At 39.6% G+C, this 11,699-nt stretch carries 10 protein-coding genes and 2 tRNA genes; 6 read left to right on the top strand and 6 right to left on the bottom strand.

The genetic code is table 11. From position 1 onward, the window contains the following. Positions 1 to 80: 80 nt before the first annotated feature. From fusA to IEX65_RS22980, 3 genes are all read right to left on the bottom strand, one after another. A complete protein-coding gene (gene fusA / locus IEX65_RS22990) occupies positions 81 to 2,168 on the bottom strand; it encodes an elongation factor G (protein ID WP_188769776.1) in 2,088 nt (695 codons plus the stop codon). A 357-nt stretch (positions 2,169 to 2,525) separates the two neighbouring features. Next, positions 2,526 to 2,600: transfer RNA gene (locus IEX65_RS22985), tRNA-Val, on the bottom strand. Positions 2,601 to 2,628: 28 nt separating this feature from the next. Then, a tRNA-Val gene (locus IEX65_RS22980) sits at positions 2,629 to 2,703 on the bottom strand. A gap of 269 nt (positions 2,704 to 2,972) precedes the next feature. On the opposite strand from IEX65_RS22980, the gene uxuA reads away from it, so the two are divergent. The 3 genes from uxuA to IEX65_RS22965 all read left to right on the top strand — a co-directional run bounded on the left by uxuA (position 2,973) and on the right by IEX65_RS22965 (position 6,041). After that, positions 2,973 to 4,163 carry a mannonate dehydratase gene (gene uxuA, locus IEX65_RS22975; protein ID WP_188769774.1) on the top strand — a complete coding sequence of 397 codons (1,191 nt, stop codon included), beginning with the start codon at positions 2,973 to 2,975 and terminating at the stop codon, positions 4,161 to 4,163. A 93-nt stretch (positions 4,164 to 4,256) separates the two neighbouring features. Beyond that, positions 4,257 to 5,264: a sugar kinase gene (locus IEX65_RS22970; protein WP_188769772.1), complete on the top strand. Its 1,008-nt coding sequence runs from the start codon at positions 4,257 to 4,259 to the stop codon at positions 5,262 to 5,264. A 108-nt stretch (positions 5,265 to 5,372) separates the two neighbouring features. Next, entirely contained in the window at positions 5,373 to 6,041 is a 669-nt protein-coding gene (locus IEX65_RS22965; protein WP_188769771.1) for a bifunctional 4-hydroxy-2-oxoglutarate aldolase/2-dehydro-3-deoxy-phosphogluconate aldolase, read from the top strand. Positions 6,042 to 6,177: 136 nt separating this feature from the next. On the opposite strand, the gene IEX65_RS22960 is transcribed toward IEX65_RS22965, so the two are convergent. Continuing rightward, a complete protein-coding gene (locus IEX65_RS22960) occupies positions 6,178 to 7,644 on the bottom strand; it encodes a tagaturonate reductase (protein WP_188769770.1) in 1,467 nt (488 codons plus the stop codon). Between the two features lie 340 nt (positions 7,645 to 7,984). On the opposite strand from IEX65_RS22960, the gene IEX65_RS22955 reads away from it, so the two are divergent. The 3 genes from IEX65_RS22955 to gatC all read left to right on the top strand — a co-directional run bounded on the left by IEX65_RS22955 (position 7,985) and on the right by gatC (position 9,899). Beyond that, the gene (locus IEX65_RS22955; RefSeq protein WP_188769768.1) at positions 7,985 to 8,740 is read left to right on the top strand and encodes a TerC family protein; all 756 of its coding nucleotides are present in this window, start codon (positions 7,985 to 7,987) and stop codon (positions 8,738 to 8,740) included. A gap of 140 nt (positions 8,741 to 8,880) precedes the next feature. After that, entirely contained in the window at positions 8,881 to 9,606 is a 726-nt protein-coding gene (locus tag IEX65_RS22950; RefSeq protein ID WP_188769766.1) for a lysophospholipid acyltransferase family protein, read from the top strand. Between the two features lie 5 nt (positions 9,607 to 9,611). Continuing rightward, the gene (gene gatC / locus IEX65_RS22945; RefSeq protein ID WP_188769761.1) at positions 9,612 to 9,899 is read left to right on the top strand and encodes an Asp-tRNA(Asn)/Glu-tRNA(Gln) amidotransferase subunit GatC; all 288 of its coding nucleotides are present in this window, start codon (positions 9,612 to 9,614) and stop codon (positions 9,897 to 9,899) included. Positions 9,900 to 9,987: 88 nt separating this feature from the next. Here the strand turns inward: gatC and IEX65_RS22940 are convergent, their stop codons facing one another. Together IEX65_RS22940 and IEX65_RS22935 are read right to left on the bottom strand one after the other, a co-directional pair. Continuing rightward, positions 9,988 to 10,581 carry a DUF6962 family protein gene (locus tag IEX65_RS22940; protein WP_188769757.1) on the bottom strand — a complete coding sequence of 198 codons (594 nt, stop codon included), beginning with the start codon at positions 10,579 to 10,581 and terminating at the stop codon, positions 9,988 to 9,990. A 165-nt stretch (positions 10,582 to 10,746) separates the two neighbouring features. Then, positions 10,747 to 11,658 carry an ROK family protein gene (locus tag IEX65_RS22935; RefSeq protein WP_188769755.1) on the bottom strand — a complete coding sequence of 304 codons (912 nt, stop codon included), beginning with the start codon at positions 11,656 to 11,658 and terminating at the stop codon, positions 10,747 to 10,749. Positions 11,659 to 11,699 lie beyond the last annotated feature (41 nt).

The raw sequence follows: 11,699 nt of genomic DNA, 5'->3' as shown, positions 1-11,699 counted from the left end.
CATACGCCCTGCTATCCAACAAAAAATCCCCTGTTATTGTTAACAGAGGATTTTTTTATGATTAAACTTCAACTGAGGAATTAAGCGTTTTTCTTAGCAATTCCATCAGCGATGTTTTGAGGTACGATTTCGTAGTGGTCAAACGTCAAGTTAGCCGTTGCACGACCAGATGACATTGTACGAAGGTCAGTTACATAACCGAACAATTCTGACAAAGGCACATCAGCTTTGATTACTTGCGAACCAGCTTTTGTATCCATACCTTTCATCATACCACGACGACGGTTTAAGTCACCAGTGATAGGACCTGTATATTCGTCTGGAGTGATTACCTCAACTGCCATGATTGGCTCAAGAATTTTAGGACCAGCTTGACGAGCAGCTTCTTTGAAACCTAAACGTCCAGCCATCTCGAATGATAATGAATCAGAGTCAACGTCGTGGTAAGAACCGTGGAACAAACGAACTTTCATTGAGTCAACTGGGAAACCAGCCAATGGTCCATTTACCATTGCAGACTCAAATCCTTTTTGAATAGCAGGGATAAATTCACGAGGAATAACACCACCTACGATTTCGTTTACGAACTCTAAACCTGGTTTTCCATCTGCACGTGGGCTGATTTCAAATACGATGTCAGCAAATTTACCACGACCACCCGATTGTTTCTTGTAAACTTCACGGTGTTCGAATGATTTTGTTAACGTCTCTTTGTAAGCAACCTGCGGAGCACCTTGGTTTACTTCCACCTTAAACTCACGACGCATACGGTCGATGATGATTTCAAGGTGAAGCTCACCCATACCACGGATGATAGTCTGACCTGTTTCTTCGTTCGACTCAACTGTAAGCGTTGGGTCTTCTTCGATAAGCTTAGTGATAGCTTTCGAGAAGTTATCTTGGTCAGCTGTTTTCTTAGGCTCAATTGCATACCCGATAACTGGGTCAGGGAATACCATTGATTCAAGAACGATTGGGTTTTTCTCATCAGTCAAAGTATCACCAGTTTTGATGTCTTTGAAACCTACAACCGCACCGATATCACCAGCACCCAATCTTGGAATTGAGTTTTGCTTGTTAGCGTGCATTTGGAAGATACGAGAGATACGCTCTTTATTTCCAGAACGGTTGTTCAAGATATAAGAACCTGCATCCAAACCACCTGAGTAAGCACGGATAAAGCACAAACGACCAACGTAAGGGTCAGTTGCGATTTTAAACGCCAACGCTGCAAATGGCTCATCTTCTGATGGACGACGAGTAATTTCTGCACCTGTATTAGGGTCAGTACCAACAATCGCTTTTTTGTCCAATGGAGAAGGCAATAAAGCCATCACAAGGTCAAGCATTGTTTGTACACCTTTGTTTTTGAATGAAGAACCGCAAAGCATCGGAACGATTTTCATTGCGATAGTTGCTTCACGAAGAGCAGCCAAGATTTCATCTTCAGTGATTGACTCTGGGTCTTCGAAGTATTTCTCCATCAAAGTTTCGTCAAATTCAGCTACTGCTTCTAATAATTTCTCACGATATTCTGTTGCTTCTTCCAACATATCATCAGGAATTGGCACAACTTGGTATGTCATACCTTTGTCAGCCTCATTCCAAATCATACCACGGAAGTTGATTAAGTCAACAACACCTTTGAAGTTATCTTCCGAACCGATTGGTAATTGCAATGGCACAGCGTAGCTACCCAACATTTCTTTCACTTGCTTACACACGTTCAAGAAGTCAGCACCCGAGCGGTCCATTTTATTTACGAAGCCCAAACGAGCAACGTTATAGTTGTTAGCTAAACGCCAGTTAGTTTCAGATTGAGGCTCAACACCATCAACCGCACTAAATAAAAATACAAGACCATCTAATACACGTAAAGAACGGTTTACTTCCACAGTAAAGTCAACGTGACCTGGGGTATCAATGATGTTGATATGGTATTTATCGCCACGGTAGTCCCAACCAACGGTTGTAGCTGCCGAAGTGATAGTGATACCTCTTTCTTGTTCTTGCTCCATCCAGTCCATCGTTGCTGCACCATCGTGTACCTCACCGATTTTGTGACTAACGCCCGCATAGTAAAGGATACGCTCAGTGGTAGTGGTTTTACCCGCATCAATGTGGGCAGCAATACCGATATTTCTTGTGAATTTTAAATCGCGTGCCATTTTTTTGTTTTAAATTATTTTTTGATTTGTAAGTCTCTTGTAATGAAGTGCTTATCTAACGCATAAAAAACACTCCTTTTCAAATTAGGGTGCAAAGGTAGGAGTTTTTTTTGGTTAAATCATTAGTTTTCTCTAAAAATATTCGTAAAGAGGGGAGTTTTTCAACTAAAAAGTGTAGCCTTTCAAAAAAGAGGATATTTGCATTAAAAAACTACAACAAAAAAAGCCTCAGATTTCTCTAAGGCTTTGTGGGAATTACTGGCGGTGCGACGAATCGCTTCGAATCAGCGACCCAATACACAATATATTCTTCTCAAGAAAACAACAAAAAAAGCCTCAGATTTCTCTGAGGCTTTGTGGGAATTACTGGGTTCGAACCAGTGACCCCCTGCTTGTAAGGCAGGTGCTCTGAACCAGCTGAGCTAAACTCCCATAACATATTGTACTGCTTTGAAAAGAGTGGGAATTACTGGGTTCGAACCAGTGACCCCCTGCTTGTAAGGCAGGTGCTCTGAACCAGCTGAGCTAAACTCCCTTTTCACAAACGAAACTACTTTTTTGTTTGGGACTGCAAAGATGCAAGTCTGTTTTTTTATTTCCAAATATTCAATAAAAAAAAATGTTAGTTTTTTGTTTTTCCTTATAAAATCATATTTAAAATTTGTTTTGTATAACCTCGTTTCAAGTTTTTGACCGTTTGCTCCTCTATACTGTCAAAAAAGTATTTGTTCCTGACAAAATATTAGTTGGAGACTTCTCGCCTTAGCTATATTTTTGTAAATCATTTATTTCAATCTTAAAAATATGGCTCTTGAACAAACATGGCGTTGGTTTGGCCCCAATGACCCAGTAAGTTTATCCGATGTTCGTCAAGCTGGGGCAACAGGTGTTGTTTCGGCACTTCATCATATACCAAACGGTCAGGTTTGGACAAAATCAGAAATTCAAGCTCGTAAATCTCTCATCGAAAGCAGCGGTTTGGTGTGGTCGGTGGTTGAAAGCGTGCCTGTGCATGAAGATATCAAGAAGGCTTCGGGAAATTATAAGCAATACATCGAAAACTACAAGGAAAGCCTCGTGAACTTGGCCGAATGTGGTATTGATACAGTTTGCTATAATTTTATGCCAATTTTGGACTGGACTCGTACTGACTTAGATTTTGAAGTAGCCGATGGCTCTAAAGCCTTGCGTTTCGATATGACCGAGTTTTGTGCTTTCGAAATGTATATTCTAAAAAGAGTAAACGCCGAAAAATCTTATTCGGAAGCACAAATTGCCAAAGCAAAAGCATGGTTTGAAAGTGCAAGAGAAGCTGATGTGACTCGTCTGACCAAAAATATCATTGCTGGCTTGCCAGGAAGCGAAGAAAGTTTTACGATTGAAGCATTCAGAGAAACGCTTGATACCTATAAATATATAGGTGATAGAGAATTACGCCAAAATCTGTATAGTTTTCTAAAAGAAATTACACCAGTAGCCGAGCAAGCGGGCGTATTGTTGGCGATTCACCCCGACGACCCACCGTATCCGATTTTGGGCTTGCCCCGTGTAGTAAGTACCGAAACCGACGCAAAATTATTACTCGAAGCAGCTGAAAGTAAATTTAACGGACTTTGTTTCTGCACGGGAAGCTACGGTGTGCGTGCCGATAATGATTTAGTTGGAATGGTTGAGCGTTTGGGCGACAGAATTAATTTCATACATTTACGAGCAACTAAGCGTGACGCCGAAGGAAATTTCTACGAAGCTGACCACTTAGATGGCGATGTAGATATGTATGGCGTAATGAAAGCGTTGGTTTTGGAGCAAAAACGAAGAGTAAGCGAAGGACGTGAAGATTACAGATTGCCGTTCCGCCCCGACCACGGACACAAAATGCTCGATGACTTGAACGCTACCAAACGAACAAACCCTGGCTATACTGCCATCGGTCGTTTACGTGGTTTAGCCGAACTGAGAGGTTTGGAGCTTGGAATTACGAGGTCGTTTAGCTAAAAATATTGAATAGTAAAGTTACATAAAGATAGAAGAGTGTTTTTTGAGAACATTCAAAATTCATTCATTCGCTCATTCACTCATTAAAATTTTATGCCAAAAATAGTAACTTTTGGTGAAGTCCTACTTCGCCTTTCGACACCCAATTTTCAGAAAATAGAACAAGCAACCTCGTTTAATGCTACTTTCGGTGGAACAGAAATGAACGTTGGGGCATCGCTCGTGAAGTTTGGTTTTGAAGCTGCTCACGTAACCGCTTTCCCTAATAATTTGATGGGGCAAAAAGCCAAGGCATTTCTAAGATTTTTGGGAGTTGATGATTCTCACGTAGTTTTAGAGGGTGATAGAGTAGGGGTGTTTTTCTTAGAAACGGGTGCGGTGATGCGTGCCAGCCAGATTGTCTATGACCGTGCCGATTCGGCATTTGCTAATATCAATCCTGAGCATTTCGATTGGGAGAAAATCTTGGAAGGTGCAGATTGGTTTCACTGGTGTGGTATTACGCCCGCAATTTCGGAAGGAGCCGCAAAGGCGTGCTTAGATGCCGTAAAAACTGCCAAAAAACTGGGTATTACGGTATCTTCGGATATTTATTACCGCAGTAATTTGTGGAAATATGGTAAAACTCCACAAGAAATTTTGCCCGAATTGGCTTCTTATTCAGATATTATTTTAGCAAGTCGCAAAAACATCGAAGAGATTTTTGGGCTTCAAGTAACTGTCGAGAAAGGTAAGTTTGTGGAGGCTTGTAAAATGTTGATGGAGGCTTATCCGACTGTGAAGAAAGTAATTGATTCTGACCGTATTCAAGTAAGTGCTTCACATAACCAATATGCCGCAAAAATGTGGAATGGCGAGGAATTGTTAGAGACTGGTTATCAAGATATTACTCATATTGTTGATAGAATTGGTACTGGCGATGCGTTTTTGGGTGGTTTTATTTATGGGCAAGTTATATTGAAAGATGATTTGAAATCATTGCAGTTTGGAACAGCAGCTGCGGCTCTGAAGCATACCATTGAAGGTGACCAAAATTTAGTGACAGTCCCAGAAGTTGAAGCCGTCATGAGCGGAGATAAATCTGGGAGATTGAGAAGATAAACTTGATTGACGATTTTGGATTTACGAATGACGATTTGTTGGTTTAAACCATAAAATTGTGATATACTAATCGTAAATCATAAATCGTACATCGTAAATTTAAAGATAATGGCAAGATTTGATAAAAATACAACCTTGGCACAGGTTTCGGCAACAGGTTTAGTGCCACTTTTTACGCACAATGATTTAGAATTGTGTTTGGGTGTGTTGCGTGCATGCTATGCGGCGGGCGTGAGAGTTTTTGAGTTCACGAATCGCACCGAAAATTCGTATAATAACTTTGTAGAGCTCGTAAAAATTACTGAAACCGAAATGCCCGAAATGATTTTGGGAATTGGTACGATTTACGATGCAGCTACGGCACAAAAGTTTATTGATGTTGGTACAAATTTCATTGTAGCTCCAGTAATGAACCCAGAAGTTGGTAAGGTTTGTCAAGCGGCGGGTATTCCGTGGATGCCAGGCGTGATGACAGTGACCGAAATTTATAATGCTCGTGTGGCGGGAGCTGAATTCATCAAGATTTTCCCCGGCGATGTTTTGGGTGCAGGTTTTGTGAAAGCCCTGAAAGGTGGGCCGATGCCCGATGCTCAGATTATGGTTACAGGTGGTGTTTCGCCAACCGAAGAAAGTCTAAAACTGTGGTTTGGTGCTGGTACTACCGCCGTAGGAATTGGCTCACAATTAGTCCCGAAAGATGTTTTAGCAGCAAAAGATTGGGCAAAAGTTACCGAAATTGTGGGAAATGCTTTACGCATTATAAAAGAGGTAAAATAAAATTCTCAATAAATCCTTCAGCTAAGGCAGGAGGCAATTAACAAAAAACGCTCCGAAAAAATATCTCTCGGAGCGTTTTTTGTAGCACAATTCTCCGAATTGTGCAGGCTTTACAATTCGGAGAATTGTGTTACAATTAAGCATATACATTTAAAGCCGCAGCTACTTCACGTACGCCTATTGCCATCATGTTTGATAAATGCGTAGTTACGTTTTCTTCAAAACCTTTGAGTTTGCGGAGGTCGCTTCCCCAAAGTTGTTCATTGCCAAGCACTGCATCTACTACTTCATTTGGTTTATGGTTTTGCCATACTTCATAAAAATATTTTGCTGAATCGCATTGGATTGGGTAAAGTTCGCCTTCTTTTTCACCGAAATACTTACCGTTTTCTTCTTTCACTGCTTTCATGAATAGAAGATACGCAGCAAATCCACGAGTAAAATATTGCGGAACGGTGCTGAATTCTTTGTAGTAATTCAACAATAATGGAATATTACGCATCTGCATTTTCATGGTGTATTGAAGCGTAATGCTAATCCATTGGTGGTCGAGGTACGGGTTACGGAATCTATCCAATACATCACGGCCATAACGTTGAGCCACTTTAGCATCTATTTTATACGGAATTGCAGGGGCAATTTCCGACATCATCAAGTTTGTGATAAATTTCTCGGTCACATCATCGGCCAATGCTTCTTTCACAGTCGTAAAGCCTGATAGATATTCCATGCCGCACATGAGCGAGTGCGTACCGTTGAGCATACGAAGTTTTAGTTCACGGAATTGCTCAATGTTATTGGCAATTTTCACGCCTTCGTCAGCTTGGGCGAACGATAAAACATCTTTTACTTTTTCATTGCCTTGAATCGCCCACAATCTGTATGTTTCAGCAACTAACAGAAGTTGGTCTTCGTAGCCAAGTTTATTTTGTAATTCGGCCAATGCTTCGCCTTTGGGCTTGCCTGGCACGATTCTATCAACTAATGAATTACAGAATGAGTTTTCGGTTTTTAACCATTCTACAAAATTGGCTGGTAGATTATTGAAAGCCGAAACTTTCAATACTAAATCTTTCAGAATATCTCCATTACCTACAATTAGTTCGGTCGGGATAATTACAACGCCATCTTGTTTGTTCTGAAAACGCTCATATAGCCACGCCGTAAGTTTCGCAGGGAAAGATGCAGGTGGAGATTGACGAATACTCTCTTCGACGTACTGTAAACCAACCTCGGTGGTGTTTGAGATAACGACTGAAATGTTAGGGTCTTGGGCAGTTTCAAGGATTGCACTCCATTGAGATTGAGCAGAAAGTACTCGACTAATAGCCGAACTGATGATGTTCTCTTCAGTTGGTACGCCTTTGTCGATACCTCTTACGCAAATAGTATAAAGATTGTCTTGCTCGGCAAAAGCATCTGCACCGCCCGAATCGGTCGATTTCACAACCACGATTCGTCCATTAAAAATTCCCTGCTTATTGGCTTTATCAATAAAATAGTCGCATAGTCCACGAAGTAAAACCCCCGTACCAAATTGAAGTACTTTTTCAGGTAATTGGAGTGTAGAACTGTCGGTTAGTAATTCTTTAGAGAGTTTCATTAAAAGTCAAAATAAATAGATTGAATATAACAAAAGTAGGTACTTTATTAAGTTTCATCAACTAAAATTCAGTTAAATTATAATACTATTTTGTGATTTTGGTCATATTATAGGAATAATTCTACAAGAAATAGAATACTCAGAAAATCATGGCAAAAAAAGCCCATTTTTATGCGAGGTCTCTGCTCAAAATTCATCAAAAAAACGATTTATTTTCTGATATTCATCAAGAAATCAGACGTGTGATTTGCTCGAAATTTTCCGTTTATCATGATTGAATTTGGCGGAAACATCGAAAAACTCTAATTTCGCTTCATAAACAAATAAAACTAAACCTGAAATGGAACAAATTTTTACAACGGCAGCTTTAACAAGTATTCTTACTTTAACATTATTAGAAATTGTACTTGGGGTTGACAACATCATCTTCGTTTCGATTATTTCATCGAAACTTCCACACGCCGAACAGAAAAAAGCCCGTAGTATTGGCTTAATGATGGCAATGGCCATCAGAATTGCTTTATTATTTGTATTGGGCTGGATTTTGGGGCTTCAAACCGATTTATTTAATTTAAAAGATTTGGGCTTACCTTTCGACTTAGGTTTTAGTGGTAAAGATATTATATTATTAATTGGTGGACTTTTCTTGTTGTACAAGTCAACATCTGAGATTCACCAAAAACTCGAAGGACACGAAGAAAATGTTAGTGGCAAAAAGACAGCTTCTAAGCTTTCAAAAGCCATTTTTGATATTGCTATCATTAATATTGTATTCTCAATCGACTCAATTATTACGGCCATTGGTATGACTGATAATATTATTGTGATGGCTGTTTCGGTAGTTCTTTCTACCTTTGCAATGTTGGCTTTTGCTGGTAAAGTGGGTGAGTTTGTGGAGCGTCACCCAACGGTGAAAATGTTGGCCTTATCTTTCTTGGTAATGATTGGTACATTGCTCGTGGCCGAGGCATTTAAAGTACACGTACCGAAAGGCTATGTTTACTTCTCGATGGCGTTCTCGTTTTTGGTTGAAACGCTCAACATCAAAATGCGTAAAAACGCAAAACCAGTTGATTTGCACGACGAGATAAAGTAAATGAGCGATTGATAGAATGAGTGAATGGTAAAGCTTTGATTATCAATGTTTTATCATTAAATTGCTAATAATAAATAATCAATTATGTAATTAAGCCCCATCGGGGCAGTCCGATGTGTCGGGTTTGGGAGCTGGCTTTTATGAAGGTATTTTCTTGGATATATACAGTTTGGTGTGCGTTTTGGTTTATAGTAGTGTTTTTATTACTTTATCCTGTTGTTTATGTTTGCTTGCAAAAAGAGCAATGGAAACCAATCGCTCATTACTGTAATCGTATCTGGGGCAAGATTTTCTTTTTTATAATCGGGCAGCCCGTAAAGGTTACTTACGAAGAAAAACCTGACCCAAAGCGTGCCTATGTTTTTTGTGCCAATCATTTTAGCTATCTCGATATTGCGATGATGGGCGTTGTCGTGAAAAACTACTTTGCTTTTATGGGGAAAAGCTCGGTGAAGAAAGTGCCATTATTTGGATATATGTTTACAAAACTTCATATTCAAGTAGATAGGTCGGCAAAAGATAGCCGAATCAAGGCCCTTACTCGCTCGATAAAAGCATTGAAGTCGGGGAGAAGTATTATGATTTTTCCAGAAGGAGGTATTTTTTCGACTAATTTCCCCGAAATGATTCAGCCTTTTAAAGATGGAGCATTTTCGATGGCCATCGAAAATAAAGTACCGATTGTACCGATTTCGCTTTTGGATAATTATAAAGTAATGCCCGAAACACTATTCAAATGGCACAAAATCAGAGTAATCGTACATAAGCCAATCGAGACGACCAACCTAACAAAAGCTGACATAGATACTTTGAAAAAGCAAGTCTATGATGTGATTCAGCCAACATTAAACAAGTTTAGAGATTAAGAAATATGAAAATAGACCAAAAAACAGTTGAAAAAATGGCACATCTTTCTCGTTTAGAATTAAGCGAGCAGGAAAGCGAAAAAATGGTGGGTGATTTATCGAAAATCTTGAATTGGATGGACCAACTCAAAGAACTCGACACAACCAATGTAGAGCCACTTACGCACATGAGCGAAGAAGTGAATGTTTTCAGAGAAGATATTGCTCAAAACCCTCTGCCAAGAGAAAAAGGTTTGAAAAATGCCCCAAGCCAAAACGGTGAGTATTTTCAAGTACCGAAAGTGATTGAGTAGTACACAGTCGATAGTTGGTAGTCAATAGAAATAAGCCTGTAAAGCATGATGTTTCATTATCATTCTTTACAGGTTTTTTTATTAAAAATCAGACTGTTTGATGGCGAGCTGCTCTTCCGAAACAAAATAAACTAATGGCTACCAAATAATGATAAACATCAGTTGGGTCGAGGATGCTATTGGGCATAAAACTTTTGTTATAAGTAGCCAAAACCAATGCTAAAACGCCCAACACAAGCCACGAACCAACGGCCGAACGACCTTTGATAAGTCCAAAAATACCGATAACCAAAACCAACGGAATCGCTACCATTGATACTATCTGCAATACTTTTGAGTTGTCGGTTAGTTGGACTATTCCGAAAGTAATGAATCCTAAAGCCAATACTATATAAGTTGCATTTCGAGAAGCCGTTTTTCGTTGAACTAATAAAAATGACGCATAAACTAAGCAAAATGCTCCCGCTGTGCCAGCTAAATGTTGGAAAAATTCCGAAACTGTTTTTGCTGGAGAGTAACCCAAAAATCGGATAACTCCGAAAAAAGCTGCTGCCGTGATTGAAAGTACGAAGGCTTCCCAAAGTAAACAGGTATTAAATTCGAGTTTTCGGAGATATTGGAAAAATACATAAATGCCTGTGAGTGTAAGCACAGCATCGGAGATAGCATGAGTGATTTCCATAGTTTAGAGTATAGGGTTTTGGTTGAATATACAAAAGATTTTAATCGTTTGTCGAAAAAACAATCCTTTGTTTCAATAGCCAGCGATTTTAATCGCTGTGTACAAAAAAGGTTAACTATCAAACCGATAATTAACCTTTTCTTTCAGAAATATATGTACTTTATCTTAGAAACACAAACTTGCCGCTCCGAGCAAACCAGCATCATTGCCAAGTGTAGCTTTTTTGATAACAAGTGTTTTGAGGTAATAAGGCGTTAGCCAATATTCTAACTGCTTATTGATAGCTGGCATGATATAATCGAACGATGCCGAAAGACCACCACCTACTAAGATTGTCGTAATATCAAGGATACGAATCATCGAAACCAGAGCATTACCAAGCATTTCGCCTACTTCGCTGAAAATTTGAAGAGCCAATTCATCGCCTTCGGCTGCTGCTGCTACCAAACCAGTTGTAGAGATAGTGCCATCACCAGGAAGTTGGGTTTTACCTGTATAGTTAGCTCTCATTTTATTGGCTAAATCGAGTAATTCGTTTTTGCCGATGTTTCTTTCTAAAACTTTGCCATTTTTTGATGGAACGTGACCCGGCTCCATGGCATTTCCGCCACCACCTTTGAAAACTTGTTTGTCGATGATTGCAGCTCCACCCACACCAGTTCCGAGCGTAACCATGATATAATCTTCTGGAATCTCTTCATCTTCACCGAAGTAATATTCACCCAAAGCGGCAGCATTTGCATCGTTTTCAAGGAAAAAATCACATTTCGGGAAACGTTCTTTTAGATATGGTATAATCGGAGTGCCGTCGATTTCGGGGATTGCTGTGATTTCTACCAAAGTAGTACGGTCACGGGTGATAAGCCCCGGAACACCAATTCCGCATTTTTCTACACCTTTATTTTCAGCTAATTGAATCGCAATTGCATCGCCCAAACGCTCAACAAAATGCCCTGATTTACGCCAGCTTGCCGTGTCGTGGCTATAAAAATTTGAAAGTTTACCAGTTTGAGCTTCAACAATGCCCATTTTGACGTTAGTTCCGCCTACATCAATTCCTAAATATTCGGTTGCCATTTAGCGTAAAATTATAAGTATTTAAAGGTCAAATATAAACG

Source organism: Emticicia aquatilis (assembly GCF_014644295.1).
GTDB lineage: Bacteria > Bacteroidota > Bacteroidia > Cytophagales > Spirosomataceae > Emticicia > Emticicia aquatilis.
Note: the sequence above shows the minus strand (reverse complement) of the source record. Positions and strands in the feature narration are given on the sequence as shown.